Raw genomic sequence first — 21,676 nt, forward strand, 5'->3', positions numbered from 1 at the left:
GGTTTTCTCTTACAAAGACATCAGCTTCTTGTCGCGCGCCCACTCTTCAGGAGTGTAGGCTTTAATGGACAAGGCATGGATGGCATTACTGGCGATGTGCGACATCAGTGGCGCATAAACCGCCTGCTGTTTTTTCACGCGGCTCATCCCTTCAAACATCGCGCCAACGGCAATCACCTGATAGTGACTCCCCTCACCACTGACAATGACTTCGTCCAGCGCCAATGCATTCTCTAGAATTTGTTTAATTTCAGATGTTTCCACAAGCTATCCTCAACTACACTTCCATACAGGCAGCCAGCACCGTGTCGACATGACTAAGGCGGAGCAGCGTGAACAATTGTTCCGGCACTCTTTGCAACACTAGATGACGTCCCGCCTGACTGAGTTCCCTTTGCAGATGCAGTAACATCACCATACCTGAAGAGTCTACCCGAGCCAGGTCAGACAGATCGATCGTGACCTTAGCATCTTGTGGCATCCATTCACGTCTTTGCTGCCAAAAGGCTGGCACTGTGTCACGTTCCAACGCCCCTGACAAGCGATAATGGCCATTTTCCAGCACTTGCCAATGGATGGCGCCATGATTCATGGTCATTTTCCCTCTGGCTTGATTGGCTTAGCCGAAATCGCACGAAGATCCCGGGTCACCTTGTCGATTCCTTCCGTCCGCAGCCGGCCACTCCACTCACTTTGTTGCGTTGTGATCATGCTGACGCCTTCAGCAACCATGTCATATCCCTGCCACTCATTGCTTTGCTTATTTTTACGCAATTTGAAATTCAGACGGATGGGCGGGCGCTGAGGATCCAGAATATCCACGCGAATCGACACAATCGAACTATTCGCCGGTACTTTCCTGGCCGGCTCAATGCGAATCTCCTGATTCGTATACTGCGTCAGCACCTGAGCGTAAGAAGCGACCAGGTAATCAGAAAATGCATTCACAAACTCATTACGCTGTTCTTTACTGGTCTGCTTCAACTGCGGGCCAAGCACTTTGTAAGCGGCATAACGGGTGTTGATGTAAGGCAGCAACTCCTGACGAACCACAGTCCGCAGGTGTTCAGGATTACGCTGAATTTGTGGCTGCTCTGCTTTTAAACGGGCAAATGTCTGCTGTGATACAGCCTCCATCATTTTATAAGGATCACTTTTATCAACCGGTGCCGCATGAGCAAACAGCGGTAGACTGGCAACGAACGCAAGCCAGAAGATTTTGAATACTTTCATGGTTTATTCCTTAGTTATCGCCGTCGTTCCCAATACTGTACAGTACCTGACCAATCATCTCCTCCAGCACCAGTGCGGATTTGGTATCTTCAATGATGTCGCCATCTTCCAGCATCACAATGCCTTCATCGACAAAGCCTGGCGTCAGCCCCAGATACTGCTCTCCCAGCAGCCCTGATGTAAGAATGGCAGCCGAACTGGTTTCTGGGAAGTAACCGAACTTTTGATCAATCGCCAGTGTCACGACAGGAACATAAGTCGTCGTATCCAGCGTAATATCACTCACGGTACCAATGGTGACACCGCCCACTTTCACAGGGGAACGCACTTTCAGACCGCCAATATTGTCAAAACGCGCTTTCAGATTATAAGTCTCTGAGCCACCCAGATTTCTGACATCCGCGACCTGAAAGATCAACACCAGCAAGGCAACAATCCCTGCCAGGACAAAAGTGCCGACCCATAATTCTAATTGTCTGTTCTGTTGCATGATTAATTCCCAAACATAAGTGCTGTCAGCACAAAATCCAATCCTAATACCGCCAGTGAAGAATTCACGACGGTCCGGGTCGTTGCCCGGCTGATCCCTTCAGATGTCGGCACGGCATCAAACCCGTTAAACACCGCAATCCAGGTCACGGTGATCGCAAAACAAAGTGATTTGATCAGGCTGTTCCCAATGTCATAGCCCAATTCAACCGAAGACTGCATCACAGACCAGAAGCTGCCATGATCGATACCTTTCCAGTTAACGCCGACCAACTGGCCACCCCAGATACCAATGGCAATAAAGAGCATTGCCAGCAGCGGCATCGAAATCACCCCAGCCCAGAAACGCGGCGCAACAACACGACGCAACGGATCGACAGCCATCATTTCCATGCTGGAGATCTGCTCTGTCGCTTTCATCAAACCGATTTCAGCGGTCAGTGCCGAACCGGCACGGCCGGCAAACAACAGCGCGGTCACGACAGGTCCCAGCTCACGCAGCAAAGACAAAGCCACCATCTGCCCCAAGCTGGTTTCAGCACCAAAATCCACCAGCACAATAAATCCCTGAAGGCTGAGCACCATGCCGATAAACAAACCGGAAACCATAATGATCGCCACAGACAACACACCCACGCTGTAAAGCTGTTTCATCAGCAGCGGGAACATTTTGGCCGGCTGTGGTTTACTCACCAGCGCACCAAACAGCAACAGGCTCGCCCGCCCCAAGGTCCGACAGCGGGACAGTGAGCGATGCCCGAGCCGTGCAACAAAATCCGTTAACATATTATGAAAATACCTTTATTCACGATATCGCATTCACCCGACGGTTAAGAGGCTGACTGAATGAACAAATCCTGCTCCAGCGACTGAGCCGGAAACTTGAAAGGAACGGGGCCGTCCGCATCGCCATCCAAAAACTGCCGAACCCTTGGATCAGGGTTTGCATTCAGCTCATCCGGTGTACCGCTGCCAATAATTTTTCCACCTGACAGCAGATACACATGATCCGCAATGCTCATCACCTCCGGCACATCATGCGACACAATCACAGAAGTGATGCCCAAGGCATGATTCAAACTGTGAATCAGCTTCACCAAGACTCCCATCGTAATCGGGTCCTGTCCGACAAAAGGTTCGTCATACATGATGAGATCTGGATCCAGGGCGATCGCTCTGGCCAGTGCGGCCCGCCGCGCCATCCCACCGGACAACTCATTCGGCATCAGGTTGGCTGCACCACGCAATCCAACGGCTTCTAATTTAAGTAAGACCAGTGTTCGCAGCAGATCTTCCGGTAAATCGGTGTGTTCCCGCAGCGGAAACGCCACATTGTCAAAGACTGTCATATCGGTAAATAAAGCGCCCGATTGAAACAGCATGCTCATCCGCTTACGCGCCTGATAAAGCTCGCGGCGCGATAAAGCCGGGATATTCTGATCGTCAAACCAGACTTCGCCCTGATCCGGCATCAATTGCCCACCGATCAGACGAAGCAATGTTGTTTTACCAATCCCTGACGGTCCCATAATGGCGGTAATCTTCCCCTTCGGGACAGTCATCGACACATCATCAAAGATTTTGCGTTCACCCCGGGAAAACGTCAGGTGATGAATTCGAATTAGCGCTTCGGTTGCGGTCATAACCTTCCTAATCACCTGCTGATTGAATCCATCCGGGATCCGGCTCATGGCAGGCATAAATGAATATTATTAAATAGTTATCAAAGCCGGGTTGATCATAGGTAGAATCCCCGAGCAACTCAAGGCAAGTGCTGTCAGAACGTTGTGATTTTTCAGACCACCGACAGATTGACTGTATTGTTCATTCAACAGTACATTTTATGAACCGTGTTTTTTATATCATAAATGACCTGTATAGAACCAATACCCGACGGATTTCATTTTTTACTTCTATAAATTTCGGCTAAAGTCGACCATTCCCCCACGAAGATCACAGCCAGCGCGGCAAATACTCATGGCTTTTCCTTCCATTTTCGTCAGTGAAACGTCAAAATTGCTCTCTTAAAAATCGCTCACATAAAAATGAAATAAGGGATAAGAATGCTTGAAGCCATCGTGTTGCTCTGTATCGGACTCGCATTGCTGGTATGGAGTGCAGATCGACTTGTATTTGGATCAGCAGCCTTGGCAAAAAATCTGGGGGTCGCCCCACTGATTATCGGGATGACCATTCTGGCCATGGGCTCCTCTGCCCCGGAAATGATGGTCTCTGCCACTGCCGCACTGGCAGGAAAAACCGACACTGCCGTCGGGAACGTTCTGGGTTCGAATATCGCCAATATTGCGTTCATTCTGGGCCTGACTGCTATTTTAAAGCCGCTATCAATCAGTTCAGGCATTATCCGCCGTGAACTCCCGTTGATGATGGTGGTCACACTGATTGCCGGTGCATTGCTTTGGGACAGCTACCTGGGCTTCTTCGAAGGCCTCCTGCTGGTTGTTCTCTTCGTTATTTTTATCCTGGCCATGCTGAAAATCAGCAGGAACAACAGCAAAAACAACAATCATCAGGCACAGGATATCCTGCTGGAAGAACAGGAATCTGAAATCCCGGACGGGGTCAGCAATATGGCTGCGATTGTCTGGGTGATCATCGGCCTGGTTCTGCTGCCTTACGCTGCCGGCATGCTGGTTGACTCAGCAGTCACCATCGCCAAACATTTCGGCATGAGCGATCTGGTGATCGGACTGACCATCATTGCAGTCGGCACCAGCCTGCCTGAGCTTGCGGCATCCATCGCCAGTATTTACAAAGGCGAGGATGACATGGCTGTGGGGAACATTATCGGCTCCAATGTGTTCAACATCTTAGCCGTGATGGGAATTCCGGGCCTCCTGAACCCTTCCGTACTCAGTCCGCTGGCGATGGGCCGCGACTTCTATATTATGCTGGGCGTTTCAGTCCTGCTGGTTCTGATGGCGCTGGGCAAGCGTCGCCGGATCAATCGTTTTGAGGGCCTGGTGCTAATTTTATGCTTTATCGCTTACCAGGGTTATCTGCTTTATAATCTGTCAGCCTAACAGAGAGCGACACTATGCCTGATTCCTTTGACTACGGCCGGATTGGCCGACGCGTAATTGAAATCGAATCGACAGCCCTCAAGGGGCTGTCCCAGTATATCAACGGCAGCTTCAGCGAGGCCTGCCGACTGATCCGCCGTTGTCAGGGCAAAGTGATCGTCATGGGCATGGGCAAATCCGGCCATATCGGCAATAAAATTGCCGCCACACTGGCCAGCACCGGAACCCCATCCTTTTTCGTTCACCCGGGAGAAGCCAGTCATGGTGATCTGGGAATGCTGGATAAACGCGACATCGTGCTGGCCATCTCAAACTCTGGGGAAGCAGGTGAGATTCTGACCCTGCTCCCGGTAATGAAACGTCAGGGCATTCAACTGATTGCAATGACAGGCAAACCGGAATCTACCTTGGCCCGGCTGGCTCAGGTGCATTTACAGATTACGGTCTCTCAGGAAGCCTGCCCGCTGAATCTGGCCCCAACCTCCAGTACCACAGCAACTCTGGCGATGGGAGACGCACTGGCCATCGCGCTGATGGAAGCCCGTGGCTTTACCGCCGATGATTTTGCCCTCTCCCACCCGGGCGGTGCACTCGGACGCAAACTCCTGCTGCGAATCAGCGATGTCATGCATAGCGGGGAGCGTCTGCCCGTTGTTCATCTGGACGCCAGCATCAAAGATGCCCTGCTGGAAGTCTCCCGTCAGGGACTTGGCATGACCGCCATCGTCGATGACAACCGGCAGCTACGCGGTATTTTTACCGATGGTGACCTGCGCCGGCTGCTCGATAAACGTATCGATATCCATCAGACCCCGATTGGTGACGTCATGTCTCCGAATCCGAGCACGATTTCCTCTCAGGTTCTGGCTGCCGAAGGTTTGAAACTGATGGAAGAAAGAAAAATCAACGGCCTGCTTGTTGTTGATGATCAACAACTGGTGGGCGCTCTGAACATGCATGACCTGCTCAGAGCTGGAGTAATGTAATGACAAACGCCATGCAAACAACCCTGTACGGACCCGTTCCACACACGACTTTCAATACCGCCAAAAACATTCGTCTGCTGATTTGTGATGTAGACGGCGTGTTTTCTGATGGTCGAATCTACATGGGCAATCAGGGTGAGGAACTGAAAACCTTCCATACCCGTGACGGCTATGGCATCAAATCGCTGATGGCAGCCGGTGTTGAAGTCGCCATTATGACTGGCCGACGTTCACAGATTGTCGAAGACCGGATGTCAGCGCTGGGAATCCGCCATATCTATCAGGGGCAGGATAACAAACTGGCGGCCTACAGAGATCTCACGGAAAAACTGGGCATCGCCCCAGAACACACCGCCTATATTGGCGATGATCTGATTGACTGGCCAGTCATGGCCGAAGTCGGTCTTTCCGTTTGTGTTGCCGATGGCCATCCGCTGCTGGCACAACGCGCCAAGCTCACAACCCGAATCAAAGGGGGCTACGGTGCCGTGCGTGAAGTCTGTGATCTGATTTTAGAAGCACGTGGTGAGCTGGATCAGCATAAAGGACTGAGCATATGACGCTGAACCGGCTGATTTATGCGCTGCTGATTGTGCTGTGCGCATGGACCGGTTATTACCTGCTCCAGAAACACTGGCAGCAGGAAGTCCAGATCGCACCGGATACCGAGAAACCGATCTTCACGGGTAAAGGGGTCAAAAATACCTCTTATACAGAAACAGGCATTCGCAGCTATCGAATCGAATCGGAAACCCTGGAATATTTCAATCTCAGCGGCAACACAGATTTCCGGCAACCGGTGATTTGGGTTTACAAAAATGGCGATGAAACCGAATGGCGTATCAGTGCAAACCACGCCACACTAAATAAAGAACACATCCTGCAGATGTCTGGTAATGTAAGAATCTTCAACCTGTTACCCGACTCCGCCATTGAAGCGATAACAACAGATACACTGCGGCTGGATTTAATCAGCAAAGATTTCGATACGCCCGATCCGGTCACAATTACCGGCAGCGCCTTTCAGAATGAAGGGATTGGTATGAAAGGTAATATGGAGCGCAGTGTGGCGACCCTGATGAACAATGTAAAAGGTAGATATGAAGCTTTGCAAAATTAGCGCCCTGCTTTGCCTGGCAGTCAGCACATCCGGCTGGGCATTAAGCAACGATACCGAACAGCCCATTTACATCCATTCGGATAGTCAGGAGCTAGACATTCAGAAAAACGTGGTGACCTTCACCGGCAATGTTTCGCTGCGTCAGGGCAGTATTGATATCCGCGCGGATAAGATTGTCGTCACCCGCCAGAATCAGAACGGTGATCAGCAAACCATTGATGCCTATGGCTCACCTGCCACCTTTTACCAGAAGATGGATAATGGCAAGCCCATCAATGGCTCAGCGATGCAAATGCGCTACGAGACAGCCACCGAGTTCCTGAAAATGACCGATAAAGCCGTACTGGTTCAGGAAGGGAGTGAAATCAAGGGCAAGACCATCAGCTATAAGATTGATGAGCAGAAACTGGTCGCCACCAGTGGCGTTCAACAGCGTGTGATCACGATTTTGCAGCCGAACCAGCTCAAGCAAAAACCATAAATAAAGAGAACGAATGTCAAAGTTAACCGCAACCCATCTGGCAAAAAGTTACAACGGGCGCAAAGTCGTCTCCGATGTCAGCCTGGAAGTGGAGTCCGGCAAAATCGTCGGCCTGCTCGGCCCGAACGGGGCCGGCAAAACCACATCGTTTTATATGATTGTGGGCCTGGTCGCCCGCGATGCCGGCTCAATCACCATTGACGATCACGATATCAGCCTGCAGCCGATGCATAACCGCGCCCGGATGGGAATCGGTTATCTGCCGCAGGAAGCGTCGATCTTCCGCCGTCTGACCGTCCATGACAATCTGATGGCCGTGTTGCAGACCCGTTCTGAGCTTTCGAAAGCCGAACGTCAGGATAAACTGGAAGAACTGCTGGATGAATTCAACATTCAGCACATCCGCAACAGTCAGGGCATGGCACTGTCGGGTGGTGAGCGTCGTCGGGTGGAAATCGCCCGTGCACTGGCAGCAAACCCGAAATTCATTCTGCTGGATGAACCCTTCGCCGGGGTCGATCCTATCTCAGTGATCGACATCAAAAAGATCATTGAACACCTGCGCGATCGTGGCCTCGGAGTCCTGATCACCGACCATAATGTCAGAGAGACGCTGGACGTCTGTGAGCATGCTTATATTGTGAGCCAAGGGCAGCTCATCGCCCACGGGACGCCTGCTGAAGTCCTGAATGACGAGCATGTGAAACGCGTCTATCTGGGAGACCAGTTCCGTCTATAGTTATAGATAAAAGGGCACAACAGAGGTAAGCTGACCCACAAGCGATTCAAACAATAATCACAAGGTGTCTGTACACACATGAAAACTTCGCTCCAGCTTAAGCTAGGTCAACAATTGGCAATGACGCCACAACTGCAACAAGCCATTCGCTTGTTGCAACTGTCTACACTGGATCTGCAACAGGAAATCCAGGAAGCCTTAGATGCCAACCCTTTGCTTGAACTCGACGAAAACCAAGACAATGACACCTCATCCTCAGACAATGATGACATCCGTGCGGAAAGTGCAAACGGCAAGGATGATTCAGGCGATCAATATGACGAAATCGGCAGTGACACCTTCGACACTTCTGAAGTCATTGAACAGCGGGAAATGCCTTCCGATTTACCCGTAGATACCACGTGGGATGATGTCTACAGCGCCGGCACTGGCAGTACAGGCATTGCGCCGGATGATGACATGCCCGTCTATCAGGGTGAAACCACAGAAACCCTGCAAGATTATCTGATGTGGCAGCTGGAGCTGACCCCGTTCAGCGATACCGATCGCGCCATTGCCTTTGCCATCATTGATGCCATCGACGACAAAGGCTACCTCACCTGTAGTTGTGAAGACATTCTGGAAAGCATGGGCGATGAAAACGTCGAGCTTGATGAAGTCGAAGCTGTGCTGAAACGTGTCCAGCAGTTTGACCCGCTGGGTGTCGCCTCGCGCAGTCTGCAAGAATGCCTGCTTCTCCAGCTGGCGACCTATCCGGAAGACACGCCGTGGTTGCCGGAAGCCAAAACCATTCTGACCCAGCATCTTGATTTACTGGCGAACCGCGATTATCGCCAACTGATGCGCGACACCAAGCTCAAAGAAGACGACCTGAAAAATGTGATGGCCCTGATCCATACGCTGGACCCCCGTCCGGGGAACCGGGTTGTCGCTTCTGAAACCGAATATGTCGTCCCGGATGTATCCGTCTTTAAAGATAAAGGCAAATGGGTTGTCACGATCAACCCTGACAGCGTGCCTCGCCTGCGAGTGAATGAACAATACGCAGCGATGAGCAAACACACCCGTAACAGCGCAGACAGCCAGTTTATCCGTAGTCACCTGCAGGATGCCAAGTGGCTGATCAAAAGCCTGGAAAGCAGAAATGAAACCCTGCTCAAAGTTGCCCGCTGCATTGTGGAGCACCAGCAGGACTTTTTCGAATACGGCGAAGAAGCCATGAAACCGATGGTCCTCAACGACATCGCACTGGCCGTCGATATGCACGAATCCACCATTTCCCGGGTCACAACGCAAAAATACATGCATACCCCCCGGGGTATCTTTGAATTGAAATTCTTCTTTTCCAGCCATGTCAGTACGGATAACGGTGGTGAATGTTCTTCCACGGCGATCCGAGCACTGGTGAAGAAATTGGTTGCGGCCGAAAATCAGGCCAAACCTTTGAGTGATAGCAAAATAGCGACATTACTGGCGGATCAAGGCATCATGGTGGCTCGGCGCACAATCGCCAAATACCGTGAGTCGCTTGGTATCCCGCCTTCAAGCCAAAGAAAGCGCCTGCTCTGAGGAGAGAGGCTGCATAAAGGAGGAAGATGTCTATGCAAATTAATCTCACTGGTCACCACATTGAAATCACCCCTTCGCTGCGTGAATATGTGACAACCAAATTCGATAAGCTGGAGCGCTTTTTCGATAAGATTAACAACGTGCATGTGGTTCTGAATGTGGAGAAATTGCAGCAGATCGCGGAAGCGACACTTCACATAAATGCCGGTGAAATCCATGCAAGAGCAGATTCTGAAAATATGTATGCTGCAATTGACCAATTAACTGATAAACTGGTCCGTCAACTAAACAAACACAAAGACAAACTCAATAGTCATTAACATGCAACTGAGTCGAGTATTAAGCCTGGACTGCACCAAGAGTGCAGTCCACTGCTCTAGTAAAAAACGCGCGCTGGAAATTATCAGCGAAATCGCCGGCCAACATTTAAACCAAAACCCTCAGCCGCTATTTGAGTGCATGCTGAACCGGGAAAAAATGGGCAGCACCGGGATTGGTAACGGTATCGCGATTCCCCATGGTCGGATCAACGACAGCGAGCAAGCCATTGCCGTTCTGATCCAATGCCAGCAACCCATTCAGTTTGATGCGATTGACAATCAACCGGTCGATCTGCTGTTTGCCCTGCTGGTTCCGGATGCACAGTGCAAAGAGCACCTGAAAACGCTGTCCAGTATGGCCGAAAAACTCAGTGATAAAGTGATTCTGAAGCAGCTACGGGCAGCCAAAAGCGACGAAGAGCTTTACCAGATCATGACTACAGAGCCCTCTTAACCGGCACAAGGAAAGCCTGTCATGAAATTAATGATCGTGAGTGGCCGTTCAGGTTCAGGAAAGTCAGTCGCCCTGCGGGTACTGGAAGACCTCGGATACTATTGTGTCGATAACCTGCCGGTTCATCTGCTTTCTGATCTGATCAAAACACTGGACCCGCACACCCAGAATGTCGCAGTCAGCGTCGATGTCCGCAATATGCCGGCAGATCACGACATAACAAGCACGTTGCTGGAAGATGTCAGAAAACTGGCGGACGTGAATCTGTTATTTCTTGATGCCGACGACAAAACACTGGTGAAACGCTATAGCGAGACCCGACGTCTGCACCCGCTTTCCCGTCAGAACATGAGCCTGGAAGAAGCGATTCAGGCCGAAAGTACCTGGCTTGCCAATCTCAAAGAGCAGGCTGATCTGGTGCTCGATACCACGCAGCTATCCATTCACGATCTGAGTGAAACCGTCCGCTCCCGGGTACTGGGACGCGAATCCCGCGAACTGGTGATGGTATTTGAGTCCTTCGGCTTCAAACATGGCCTGCCGACCGATGCCGATTTCGTCTTTGATGTCCGTTTTCTTCCCAACCCGCACTGGGTCCCGGAGCTGAAACCACAGACGGGCCTCGACAGTGACGTTCAGGACTATCTGGCCAGCCACCATGAAGTCGCCCAGCTGATTTATCAGATCCGCAACTTCCTGGAGAACTGGCTGCCCATGCTGGAAAAAAACAACCGCAGCTATGTAACGGTTGCCATTGGCTGCACCGGTGGTCAGCACCGATCGGTCTACGTCGCCCAGCAGCTGACAGAGTATTTCCGACATCAGGGCCAACAGGTTCAGATCCGCCACCGAACCCTGGAACAACAAACAAAGCAGAAGTATTAACCATGAGTACCGTCAGCCGCGAACTTTTCATCAAAAATCGTCTCGGCCTGCACGCCAGAGCGGCGATCAAACTGGTCGAACTGGCCCAAAGTTTTGAGTCGACCGTCACCGTCTCCAATGCAGAGAAATCTGCGACAGCCGACAGTGTAATGGGGCTGCTGATGCTGGAATCCGCCCAGGGTCAGAAGATCACCGTCAGCGCCGAAGGCAGTGATGCAAGTGCCGCACTTGAGGCCGTGACATCGCTGATTGAAAACGGCTTTGATGAGGATAACTAAACACTGTTGCTGTTCATCATGAACGAACAATTTGCCGCCAATTGTATCGAAATAACCCTCAATGGCGGCAATATTATCCTTTCTAGCGATACTCTATCGTTTTTCAACCGCTTCCAGGTTCATCATTCTATCAAGTGAAATCTCAGTAAGATTTCAGATCCAATGAGACAAAGGACACATTATTGCGTTAATATTCAGCTTATTGCGCCATTTTCCGTCCGCTTCATTGGAGCGCCGGACATATTCACAAGCAAGGTAGTTCTCATGGCGGACGTTTTCGAACAAGATCAAACCCACCAGACGCTGCAACAAGTCAACCAGGCCCTGGAACGAGGGATGTTTGTTCACGTCAGGCGAATGCTGCAGGACATGGAGCCAGAAGACATTGCTCATCTGCTCGAAGCCTGTCCGCCCAAAGAACGCCAGATCCTCTGGCAGCTGACTGATCCGGAAGAACAGGGTGAGATCCTCGACGAACTGTCTGAAGATGTTAAAGACGGTATCGTTGCCCGAATGGCCCCCGATAAACTGGCAGCCGTCGCTGAAGGCATGGAAAGCGATGACGTTGCTTACGTCCTGCGCAGCCTGCCGGACCGACGCTTTCAGGAAGTCCTGGCGCAGATGGATGCCGCCGATCGGCACCGGATCGAACAGGCACTGGCATATCCGGAGGAAAGTGCCGGCGGTATCATGAGTACCGACTTCGTCACCATTCGCGGTGATGTGACCGCAGATGTCGTGCTGCGTTATCTGCGGATGAAAGGCGAACTGCCGGAAGCGACCGATGCCCTGTACGTGGTCGATGAGAAGAATGTGCTGATTGGTCACCTGTCCCTGGCCACCCTGATCACCACCCAACCCGATGTCCAAATCATCGACGTCATGGACGATCCGGATGAAGCCATCAATGTCGAGATGGATGACAGTGAAGTCGCCAACCTGTTCGAACGCCGGAACTGGCTGTCTGCCCCTGTCGTCGATGCCAATAATCAGCTCGTCGGCCGGATCACCATTGATGACGTCGTGGATATCATCCGTGAAGATGCCGAACACTCCATGATGAGTATGGCAGGTATGGATGACGATGAAGATACCTTCGCCCCCGTCATGAAATCAGCCCGTCGGCGCAGTATCTGGCTGGGCGTGAATGTGCTGGCGGCGCTGGCGGCGGCCTCGGTTTCCAATATGTTCGAAGACACCCTGGATAAAATGGCTGCCATTGCCGTGCTGATGACCATTGTACCTTCCATGGGCGGTGTGGCCGGGAACCAGACCGTCGCGCTGGTCATCCGTGGTCTTGCCGTAGGTCACATCGGTGATTCCAACACCCGCTGGCTGCTGAGTAAAGAAGCCCGGGTCGGCCTGATCAACGGCATTCTCTGGGCCTGTATCATTGGCGGCGTGGTCGTGCTCTGGAAAGGGAATCTGGTACTGGGCGGCATTATTGCCGGGGCCATGATGACCAACTTACTCATTGCCGGAATTGCCGGGGTTGGTGTGCCGGTTATTCTGAAAAAATTCAATATCGACCCCGCACTCGCAGGGGGGATGGCCCTGACCACGATTACCGATATTGTCGGTCTATCGGTCTTTCTCGGGCTCGCAACCATCTTTATCATCTGAGACACATCCCGTAAATGTCAAAAAGGTCTGGCAAAGCCAGACCTTTTTTCATGGGATCGAACCGCGATTATTCGCCCGCGATCTTCATCGATTCGAGCAAGACCGATCCGGTCTGGATCTGACTACGGGTTTCGGTATCCGTGCCGATCGCCACAATGTTTTCCATCATGTCTTTCAGGTTACCGGCGATCGTTACTTCACTGACCGGGAACTGGATTTCCCCGTTTTCAACCCAGAAGCCTGCTGCCCCACGAGAGTAATCACCGGTCACGATATTCACGCCCTGCCCCATCAGCTCAGTCACCAGAAAACCGGTATCCATTTTGCGCAGCATGGTCTGAAAATCTTCGCCGGTACTGGAGACCATCCAATTATGGATCCCGCCAGCATGCCCTGTTGGCTGACGCCCCAGCTTACGGGCTGCATAGCTGGTCATCAGGTAGGTTTTCAATACACCATCCTGAATAATTTCCCGGTCATGAGTCGCCAAGCCTTCACTGTCGAACGGCGTACTGGCCAGTCCGCGCAGCAAATGCGGACGCTCGCTGATATTTAACCAGGATGGGAAGATCTGTTCATCCAGCATGTCCAGCAGGAAAGTAGACTTGCGATACAGATTCGCACCACTGATCCCCATCACCAGATGACCAAACAATCCGGTCGCAATATCTGATGCAAACATCACCGGTGCCTGACGAGTGGTCAGTTTCTGTGGATCAATCCGACTGACGGTACGCTCGGCGGCATGGCGACCAACTCGCTCCGGTGTCCACAAATCCGAGGTACGACGCGCCAGCGTGTAGCTGTAATCACGTTCCATATCCCCGTTCTTGCCTTCTGCAATCACGCTACAACTGATGCTGTGACGGCTGCTCGCATAACTGGCCAGCATGCCATGACTATTCCCGTAAACCCGAACGCCATAGTGACTGTCGTAGCTGGCACCGTCACTCTGTTTGATCCGGCTGTCCGCATCCAAGGCGGCCTGTTCGGCTGCAATTGCGATAGATGCCGCATGATCCGGCTCAGGTTCATCCGGATGGAAGAGATCCAAATCCGGGATATCCCGGGCCATCATTTCTGCAGGCCCCGGACCAGCATAAGGATCTTCCGAGGTATGACGGGCGATTTCCAGCGCCGCAGCCACGGTCTGCGCAATGGCCGCTTCACTGAGATCAGACGTCGAGGCACTGCCTTTTCGCTGACCCCGGTACACGGTAATCCCCATGGCACCATCACTGTTGAACTCGACGTTTTCAACCTCACACAGGTGCGTCGAGACACTGATCCCTGTCGACTTATTAATCGCCACCTCAGCGGCATCTGCCTGTTGACCGGCCAGTTCCAGGGCACGAGCGACTGCCTGTTCCAGCTCACTGCGTTGCTGAGCGACTTGTTGTTTCACATCCATAGCCATCATTTAATCTGTACTGTTTTCCTAAGGATAACACTCAAGGGAATTAAAATGCGCCCAAATTCAACCTGAAACTGATAAAATAGAGACATTGAAGTCAGTCATGAGCCTGTTATGAGCCGTAAAAATAAAAGAGCCCCTTGGGAAGAGGAAGAGGAAATCATCTGGGTCAGTAAATCCGAGATGAAACGTGACATGGAAGCCCTGCAAAAAATGGGCGAAGAGCTGGTCAAGCTCAAACCCAATGCCCTGGCGAAAGTGCCAGTGAGTGAGGAGCTGCTGCGTGCGATTAAAGATGCGCACCGATTCAAGCAGGAAGCTTACCGTCGCCAGTTGCAGTTCATTGGCAAACTCATGCGAAATGAAGACATCGAGCCGATTCAGACTGCGCTGGATAAACTGAACAACAAACACGCTCAGGTCACGGCACAATTACACAAACTGGAAACCCTGCGTGATCGCTTAATTGATGACGGCGACAGTGTAATCAATGAAGTAATGGATGCGCACCCAGAAGCCGACCGTCAGCAACTGCGTCAACTCGTTCGCATGGCAAACAAAGAAAAAGCGCAGAATAAACCAGCCAAAGCCTATCGCGAGATCTTCCAGATCCTGAAAGGTCTGTACATCACTGACTGATGTATCCGATGTGCTTGCCTGAATAAGCTTCGCGACAAATAAAAATGCCAGCATCTCGCTGGCATTTTTTATCGGACTTCAGTCGCTAGACGACACAAAATTACTGTGTGCCACCCACGGTCATCGATTCCAGCTTCAGTGTCGGCTGGCCGACTCCCACCGGAACACTCTGACCGGCTTTACCGCAAACACCAACCCCACGGTCGATTGCCAGATCATTCCCGACCATCGACACTTTCTGCATGGCTTCAATACCGCTGCCGATCAGTGTCGCGCCTTTAATCGGACGAGTAATTTTACCGTTTTCAATTAAATACGCTTCAGAGGCCGAAAAGACAAACTTGCCCGAAGTAATATCGACCTGGCCACCGCCAAAGTTCGGCGCATAAATACCTTTCGAGACACTGGCAATAATTTCCTCTGGCGTGTGCTCACCGGGCAGCATATAGGTATTGGTCATCCGTGGCATCGGCAGGTGCGCATAAGACTCACGACGGCCATTACCCGTCGGGTCGACGCCCATCAGGCGCGCATTCAGTTTATCCTGCATGTAACCTTTGAGCTTGCCACCTTCAACCAATACATTGTATTGGCCCGGAATGCCCTCATCATCGATGTTCAGCGAACCGCGGCGATCGGCCAGTGTGCCGTCATCCACAATCGTGCACAAACTGGATGTCACCTGCTGTCCCATCTGACCAGAGAACATGGAAGAACCTTTCCGGTTGAAATCACCTTCCAGACCATGACCCACAGCTTCATGCAGTAATACGCCCGGCCAGCCAGACCCCAGAACCACAGGCATGGTTCCTGCCGGAGCCGGATCCGCATCAATGTTAATCAATGCCTGACGCAAGGCTTCATCGGCATACTCTAAGGCCACAGATTTACCATCCGTTTCCGTTTTGAAGTATTGATAGCCAAAACGACCGCCACCACCGGCGCTACCGCTTTCCCGTTTGCCATTTTTTTCGATCAGGACACTGACTGAAAAACGAACCAACGGGCGGATATCCGCGGCATAAGTGCCATCAATCGCAGCGACCAGCACCTGTTCATAGACACCATTGATGCTGACAGACACTTCCTTGACCAGCGGTTCTTTCGCACGAATGTAAGCGTCCACTTCTTTCAGAAGGGCGATTTTATCTTGCCGTTCCATACTTTCCAGTGGATTAACCGGCGCATAAACTGCATGCACTTCAGAGGCTGACAAGGCTTTCACTTTGCCATCTCCGCCACTGCGGGCAATCCCGCGAGCCGCTTTCGCACTTTGCGTCAGCGCCAGTTTGCTGATTTGATCCGAATAGGCAAATCCGGTTTTTTCACCGGACACCGCACGAACCCCGACACCCCGGTCGATGTTGAATGAGCCATCCTTAATAATGCTGTCTTCCAGGACCAGTGACTCATGCCAGCTGGACTGAAAATAGATGTCGGCATAATCCACATGACGGGTAGTCATCAGGGCCAGGATCTGACTGAGATCTTTACACTCAAGTCCGGACTGGGCCAGCATGGTCTGTTCTACGGTTTCCAGCATCATTGCCTTTACTCTTCTGTGTTGCACTGCTGCACCCGAAATCGGGTATGTTGCAGCAATGGCATATTGGTTCGAATCTGCTCACTCAGGCTCAGATCGATCTCCGCGGCGACAACACCCGTTCCCTGCTCCTGGCAGGCAACGACCTGTCCCCAGGGATCCACAATCATGGAATGTCCCCAGGTTTCCCGCCCCTGATTGTGCTCGCCCCACTGGGCTGCCGCGACAATCCAGCACTGCGTTTCGATCGCTCTGGCGCGCAGCAGGATATCCCAGTGCGCCTTACCGGTCACTTTGGTGAAGGCCGCAGGGACAACGATAATCTCTGCACCCTGAGCCCGCAGCGCACTGTAGAGCTGCGGAAAACGCACATCATAACAGATTGACAGACCGATGTTGCCGAAAGGTGTTTTCACAACCTGAACCGCACCACCCGGCCGGAACGTATCCGATTCCCGATAGCTGTGGTGACTATCGGCCACCTCCACATCAAACATGTGCAGTTTATCGTAATGCGCCTGCAGTACTCCCTGATCGTCAAACAGCAGCGCGGTGGTGCTCATCGCACCATCATCACGGCGAATCGGCATCGAGCCGATGAGCAGCCAGATCCCCAGTTGCTTTGAGATCGCCGCCAGCTGAGACTGTAACGGTCCGTTGCCCAGCGGCTCAGCATGGCGTTCATAGTCCTGACGAGCCCCAAAGACCAGACAATTTTCCGGGGTGACAACGAGCTTGGCTCCCTGAAGCTGTAACCCTTTCAGCTTTTTCTCCAGCTGCGCCAGATTCACCTCTGGATCCGGCCCGGAATTCATCTGTACAACACCCACTTTGGCCATCACATACTCCATTATGAATTGATTTTCTTATCATTATGTCCTCAACTTTCCTCTCAGGTAAAGCCGGGCATCGCCATTCGCGGTCAGGCTTATGGTGTCGCTTGTTGTTTCAACGCATCAGGCACCTTGAATTCCCCTGTAAAACGAGACTGTTCGGTCACGGTCGGCGACTCAATCGGTCCGCTTACGACATAGTTAATCTGGGTAAAGACGTCCACCACAGGCGACAGCGCTGTCGAAATGGCAAACACCACAATCGCAGTTTGAGGTGCCACCGCAAATGCCGTCAGGACCGGAATACCAGACGTCAGATCCGGAATAAACTTCACCCGGGCATTCACCGTTTCATCTACCAGATTAGCACTTCCCCGAATATACATATCTCCGGCCAGCGCCTTCATCTCAACATCGTCGGTCCGGAAGCGGCCATTTTCAATTCGCCCGGAGCCTTTGATGTAGTCAAAGGCCAGACCATCATCGAAGATGCCGGTAAAATCGAGCTGCATCTTGCGGATAATCGAGTCTAAACTGAACAGCCCCAGGATCCGCCCGGCACCGCCCACGTCTCGGATCACCCCTTTGCCGGTTTCCGTTTTGAGTTCACCGGTCAGCGTTTCCCGGTGCATCGACCAGGGGGCACCCTGCCATTGAATCGACGCATAACTCTTGAAGCTCGCATCCTGAATTCCCCCAGAGACCCCCAGTCGTCCCATCAGTTCAGAGCTGTCCTCACCGGAAATATCAAAAGCAATCTGCGTTTCATTCTGATACTGGCTCATGGTCCAGTGACCATCCAGACTGAGCGATGTTGTCCCCGAATCCAACTGCAACTCTTCCAGAATCAGCGTCTGCTCCTCGCGGCGCAGCCGTCCGCTCAGTGCACCAAGGCGATAGCCCTGCAGCCACAAATCTTTCACCTTCACATCCATCTCTGGCAGATAAGTCATGATGCTCCGGTCAAAATCAGTGACCGGCGGAATCGTCATCTGAGGTACATATTTACGCGTAGAAGCGATCGGCTGTAACGGCTTTTCACCTTCAGGTAAGTTCAAATGGAACTGCTCAAGGTTAATCTTCAGCGGTTGGTAATCCGGCCAGAAGAGTTCGCCACTCACTTCCCGGCTCCCTAAAACAGCATGCCATTTGGTGGGTTGCTTGCGCACCGCCAGTTCAAGATCATGCCAGTTCAACCCCGCCAGCGTCAGCTGCTGGATTCGGGCATTGACCCGGGTCGGCAAAGGCAGTTCGATGAACGCCGGTTCAGATGAATCCTGCTTTTGAGCCATGATGGCCTGAACCAGCGTTTCCCAGGCATCCGCATCAACGCGGTTGGCCTGAATCCGAATGTCATGTCCTTTTTTGGGTAAACCACGGCGCTCCGACTGCCCGATATTCAGCCCACTGCGCACAATCGTTGGCGTCGGTGACAGATGAATTTCGGCCTGATACTGTGCATCAGGCACAGTCAGACTGGCTTCCAGCCGCGACGTGTTTCCCGCGGCCATCAGCACGGCTTTGGCCGGGCTTCCGGGCTTCAGCGCCAACGGATAGGGGAGCTGACTGCGAATGCCTTTCAACGGTGCCTGAATTGAAACCTGATAATCCAGCCCGGTATCGTGCAACACCACGCCCACGTTCCCCTGCCAGCGGCTATTCCCCGTCACTCTGGCCAGCAACGGATCCTGTAACCGCTGCTGCAAAGACGGGATCTGCCACACGCCATCCAGATCGACATTCACCTGATAACCGGATGCCGCACTGGCCCCCTGAAAGCTGACCGCTAATGGTTGCCCAAGCCAGTAGGCCGTCACATCCTCAGCGGTGATCTGATCATCGCTGAACTCAATTTTTCCTTTTACCTGCGACAGGGGTAATGCCAGGCTTTCGATCGTGACGTCGTTGTTATCCAGCAAGGCTTCACCCTGCGCATGCGGCTGCTCGCCACTGAACGGGATATCCAGCGCCAGTCGGGCACTGACCGGACCGTCAACCTGCACGGCCGTCAATGCCGCCCCGACGGAATCAACCAACGGGGTCGCCATCATATAATCACGTACCTGCTCCCCCTGAGCGCCCACTTCCATTTCCAGCCTGAGGTGGCCCTCGGGGTGAAGCCAGGCATCGCCACTCACTCGCTGGGCAGTCGCGCCTTTGGTTTTGGCATGACGGGCATCAAGCTGCATCCGATCATTACGAAACACCAGGTCCAGATCCAACTCCGTCAGTTCCGGCCAGGCCGTATCAAAACTGAAACGCCCTGCTTTCAGCGGTACATGAACCTCAAACTGACCGTCATGCTGCGTATATGGGAATGCGGGCAAATCGCCGTACCACAGTAATTGAGCTTGCTCGGAGTGACCGCCCCGGATCGCGGCTGACAGATAATCGGTCAGTTGCTGACCCAACGCGGGCCTGGGCAAATACCGCCAGGCCGCCCCGGCATCTTTCAAGTCTGTTTCACCGTAGAATGACAGCCAGGAAGGTGCATTCGCCGGTACATCCAGTCTGAATTGCCCACGGGCCTTCAGATGGGGTGTTTTCACCGACAGAGTATCACTCCAGATCCGCCAGCCTTGTTCATCCATCTGCCAGAAAGCGCGGACATCTGCCTGATTGATCGGCATCGGTGCCTGAAAGACCTTGTCGTAGTCCAGCGTCTGCTGAGCAACGTCCAGTGTGATTTGTCCCTGATGTGCATCACCGGCCACCGTCGCATTCAGAGCCTGAAAAGCGGGCAGATACATCCATTGTCTGTTCGAGAATTTCTCCAGCGTCAGGGAAAAACGCGGATTGTCCAGCCCCTGGCCAGCAAATCGCAGATCTTTCAACAGGCCGGCAGACTGAAGCGTCTGAGCCGCCTGACGGGCAGCACTGTCGCCCGGTAACAGGGTACTCAGCGGATGAAGCCGGGCCAGCTCAATACTGCTGACCGCCAGTTGCCAGCTCCCCTGACGAACTTTATCCATCAAAGGTAAGTCCGCAGCCAGTGCCTGTCCCTGTCCGTCTGCAGCCAACCACTGAGCGGAAAAATCCAGACGCGGCCAGGCTTTTTCATCGGTGGCCAGCACCAGTTTATGACTGTCCAGACGCCAGCCCGGTGCGCCCTGTTGTGACACCGGAGAGAGTGAGAGCATGCCTCGCAACAGAGCCAGCTCATGCTTGACGCCTTTTTCCTGCCAGCGGACATAAGAGTCTTCAAAACGGACTTTGCTGTGACTCAGACGGCCATTGTCCAGCGTCAGCCAGACTTCCGTATTCATCTGGCTGTCTGTGATTTTTTGTCCGCCGAGAATGGCCTGATTGAGCCAGGGTGTAAAAGAAAGGTTCTGGGTTTTGACGTAAACCGTCCCAGACAGGCTGGGCAGGCCATTTTCCGCAGACAGGTTTGCGACGACATTGAGCTGACTCAGATCAGTGCCCGGAATACTGACGACGCCTTCGGCCAGATGCATATCTCCCCGTCGATCCCACTTCAGCTCTTTCAGCGTCACGGGTTGACGGTGGCCTGCCGGAGACGTTACGACCAGCGATGCATCCCGCAGTGAAAATGTTCCCAGTTGAACGAACAGCACCTGCTCAAGCTGAGCCAGATCCAATTGTCCGGCTGAATCCGGGGCATCATTGCGGGCAGGGAGCTGCGTGACATCCAGTGACAGACCATAAATTTGTACGTCCCGGAAAACGGGTTTCAGGTTCAGCAGGGAATGCCACAGATCGAGTTCCAGATCGATTTCCCGCACCTGGATCATGTCGTGGCTATTCTGACCCAGATGCACGCCATGAAGCGCCATGACCGGGCCGAGGTTATGCCAGCGCCCTTCGACCTGCGCCACCCCGATCTGCATACTGGTTTGCGCAGAAAGCCACGCCGTAATCGGCTCACGGTAATTATTCAGCTGAGGCAGCAGCAGACGCAGGGACGTGATCAGCACCGCGCCGATGACCAGCAGTGTCAGCAACGTCCACTTCAGGACGCGGGTCAATTTTATCAGCACAGCACTTCCACTCTCGCCTCAGGGG

The 21,676-nt window shown here is 52.7% G+C and carries 23 protein-coding genes; 13 read left to right on the forward strand and 10 right to left on the reverse strand.

Translation table 11 applies throughout. The annotated features are described in order from the left end of the window. Positions 1 to 9: 9 nt before the first annotated feature. Genes ibaG through mlaF form a run of 6 tightly spaced genes read right to left on the reverse strand, consistent with a single transcriptional unit; the run spans position 10 to position 3,365 of the window. Entirely contained in the window at positions 10 to 264 is a 255-nt protein-coding gene (gene ibaG, locus EA58_RS04935; protein ID WP_036749674.1) for a BolA family iron metabolism protein IbaG, read from the reverse strand. Positions 265 to 277: 13 nt separating this feature from the next. Then, on the reverse strand, positions 278 to 592 hold the full coding sequence (locus EA58_RS04940; protein ID WP_036749677.1) for an STAS domain-containing protein: 315 nt from the start codon (positions 590 to 592) through the stop codon (positions 278 to 280). 2 nt (positions 593 to 594) lie between these two features. Continuing rightward, a complete protein-coding gene (gene mlaC, locus EA58_RS04945; RefSeq protein WP_036749680.1) occupies positions 595 to 1,233 on the reverse strand; it encodes a phospholipid-binding protein MlaC in 639 nt (212 codons plus the stop codon). A gap of 10 nt (positions 1,234 to 1,243) precedes the next feature. Further along, the gene (mlaD, locus tag EA58_RS04950; RefSeq protein WP_036749683.1) at positions 1,244 to 1,723 is read right to left on the reverse strand and encodes an outer membrane lipid asymmetry maintenance protein MlaD; all 480 of its coding nucleotides are present in this window, start codon (positions 1,721 to 1,723) and stop codon (positions 1,244 to 1,246) included. A gap of 2 nt (positions 1,724 to 1,725) precedes the next feature. Beyond that, positions 1,726 to 2,508, reverse strand: a complete 783-nt coding sequence (gene mlaE, locus EA58_RS04955) for a lipid asymmetry maintenance ABC transporter permease subunit MlaE (RefSeq protein ID WP_036749686.1) — start codon at positions 2,506 to 2,508, stop codon at positions 1,726 to 1,728. A gap of 44 nt (positions 2,509 to 2,552) precedes the next feature. Further along, a complete protein-coding gene (gene mlaF, locus EA58_RS04960) occupies positions 2,553 to 3,365 on the reverse strand; it encodes a phospholipid ABC transporter ATP-binding protein MlaF (protein WP_036749689.1) in 813 nt (270 codons plus the stop codon). Between the two features lie 420 nt (positions 3,366 to 3,785). Here mlaF and EA58_RS04965 point away from each other — a divergent pair, with 420 nt between their 5' ends. From EA58_RS04965 to mgtE, 12 genes are all read left to right on the forward strand, one after another. Continuing rightward, positions 3,786 to 4,766, forward strand: coding sequence for a calcium/sodium antiporter (locus EA58_RS04965; RefSeq protein ID WP_036749692.1), 981 nt, complete (start codon positions 3,786 to 3,788; stop codon positions 4,764 to 4,766). Between the two features lie 14 nt (positions 4,767 to 4,780). Continuing rightward, positions 4,781 to 5,752 (forward strand): KpsF/GutQ family sugar-phosphate isomerase, encoded by a 972-nt coding sequence (locus EA58_RS04970; RefSeq protein ID WP_036749695.1) that lies wholly within the window; start codon positions 4,781 to 4,783, stop codon positions 5,750 to 5,752. Further along, positions 5,752 to 6,312 carry a 3-deoxy-manno-octulosonate-8-phosphatase KdsC gene (gene kdsC, locus EA58_RS04975; RefSeq protein ID WP_036749697.1) on the forward strand — a complete coding sequence of 187 codons (561 nt, stop codon included), beginning with the start codon at positions 5,752 to 5,754 and terminating at the stop codon, positions 6,310 to 6,312. The genes EA58_RS04970 and kdsC overlap by 1 nt, the downstream gene beginning before the upstream one ends. Next, the gene (gene lptC, locus EA58_RS04980; protein WP_036749699.1) at positions 6,309 to 6,872 is read left to right on the forward strand and encodes an LPS export ABC transporter periplasmic protein LptC; all 564 of its coding nucleotides are present in this window, start codon (positions 6,309 to 6,311) and stop codon (positions 6,870 to 6,872) included. Before kdsC ends, lptC begins: the two co-directional genes overlap by 4 nt. Further along, positions 6,853 to 7,353 (forward strand): lipopolysaccharide transport periplasmic protein LptA, encoded by a 501-nt coding sequence (gene lptA, locus EA58_RS04985; RefSeq protein ID WP_036749701.1) that lies wholly within the window; start codon positions 6,853 to 6,855, stop codon positions 7,351 to 7,353. Before lptC ends, lptA begins: the two co-directional genes overlap by 20 nt. A gap of 13 nt (positions 7,354 to 7,366) precedes the next feature. After that, positions 7,367 to 8,092, forward strand: coding sequence for an LPS export ABC transporter ATP-binding protein (gene lptB / locus EA58_RS04990; protein WP_036749704.1), 726 nt, complete (start codon positions 7,367 to 7,369; stop codon positions 8,090 to 8,092). A 78-nt stretch (positions 8,093 to 8,170) separates the two neighbouring features. Further along, complete coding sequence (locus tag EA58_RS04995; RefSeq protein WP_036749708.1) at positions 8,171 to 9,661, forward strand: RNA polymerase factor sigma-54; 1,491 nt, start codon at positions 8,171 to 8,173, stop codon at positions 9,659 to 9,661. Positions 9,662 to 9,693: 32 nt separating this feature from the next. Continuing rightward, positions 9,694 to 9,981 (forward strand): ribosome hibernation promoting factor, encoded by a 288-nt coding sequence (gene hpf / locus EA58_RS05000; RefSeq protein WP_036749710.1) that lies wholly within the window; start codon positions 9,694 to 9,696, stop codon positions 9,979 to 9,981. Position 9,982: 1 nt separating this feature from the next. Beyond that, positions 9,983 to 10,435: a PTS IIA-like nitrogen regulatory protein PtsN gene (gene ptsN / locus EA58_RS05005; protein WP_036749712.1), complete on the forward strand. Its 453-nt coding sequence runs from the start codon at positions 9,983 to 9,985 to the stop codon at positions 10,433 to 10,435. A 21-nt stretch (positions 10,436 to 10,456) separates the two neighbouring features. Next, complete coding sequence (gene rapZ / locus EA58_RS05010; RefSeq protein ID WP_036749715.1) at positions 10,457 to 11,320, forward strand: RNase adapter RapZ; 864 nt, start codon at positions 10,457 to 10,459, stop codon at positions 11,318 to 11,320. 2 nt (positions 11,321 to 11,322) lie between these two features. Continuing rightward, entirely contained in the window at positions 11,323 to 11,598 is a 276-nt protein-coding gene (locus EA58_RS05015) for an HPr family phosphocarrier protein (RefSeq protein WP_036749718.1), read from the forward strand. A gap of 264 nt (positions 11,599 to 11,862) precedes the next feature. Continuing rightward, complete coding sequence (gene mgtE, locus EA58_RS05020) at positions 11,863 to 13,221, forward strand: magnesium transporter (RefSeq protein ID WP_036749721.1); 1,359 nt, start codon at positions 11,863 to 11,865, stop codon at positions 13,219 to 13,221. 67 nt (positions 13,222 to 13,288) lie between these two features. Here mgtE and pmbA read toward each other — a convergent pair whose 3' ends face one another. Beyond that, the gene (pmbA, locus tag EA58_RS05025) at positions 13,289 to 14,632 is read right to left on the reverse strand and encodes a metalloprotease PmbA (protein ID WP_036749723.1); all 1,344 of its coding nucleotides are present in this window, start codon (positions 14,630 to 14,632) and stop codon (positions 13,289 to 13,291) included. 117 nt (positions 14,633 to 14,749) lie between these two features. Between pmbA and yjgA the strand changes: the two genes are divergently transcribed. Further along, a complete protein-coding gene (yjgA, locus tag EA58_RS05030; protein ID WP_036749726.1) occupies positions 14,750 to 15,274 on the forward strand; it encodes a ribosome biogenesis factor YjgA in 525 nt (174 codons plus the stop codon). Between the two features lie 100 nt (positions 15,275 to 15,374). Here the strand turns inward: yjgA and tldD are convergent, their stop codons facing one another. The 3 genes from tldD to EA58_RS05045 form a co-directional block, all read right to left on the reverse strand. Continuing rightward, a complete protein-coding gene (gene tldD / locus EA58_RS05035; RefSeq protein ID WP_036749730.1) occupies positions 15,375 to 16,820 on the reverse strand; it encodes a metalloprotease TldD in 1,446 nt (481 codons plus the stop codon). Between the two features lie 5 nt (positions 16,821 to 16,825). Further along, positions 16,826 to 17,656 (reverse strand): carbon-nitrogen hydrolase family protein, encoded by an 831-nt coding sequence (locus tag EA58_RS05040; RefSeq protein ID WP_036749853.1) that lies wholly within the window; start codon positions 17,654 to 17,656, stop codon positions 16,826 to 16,828. A gap of 89 nt (positions 17,657 to 17,745) precedes the next feature. Then, complete coding sequence (locus tag EA58_RS05045) at positions 17,746 to 21,651, reverse strand: YhdP family protein (RefSeq protein ID WP_051641901.1); 3,906 nt, start codon at positions 21,649 to 21,651, stop codon at positions 17,746 to 17,748. Between the last annotated feature and the right edge of the window lie 25 nt (positions 21,652 to 21,676).

This window comes from Photobacterium galatheae (genome assembly GCF_000695255.1).
In the GTDB taxonomy this organism is placed as follows: domain Bacteria; phylum Pseudomonadota; class Gammaproteobacteria; order Enterobacterales; family Vibrionaceae; genus Photobacterium; species Photobacterium galatheae.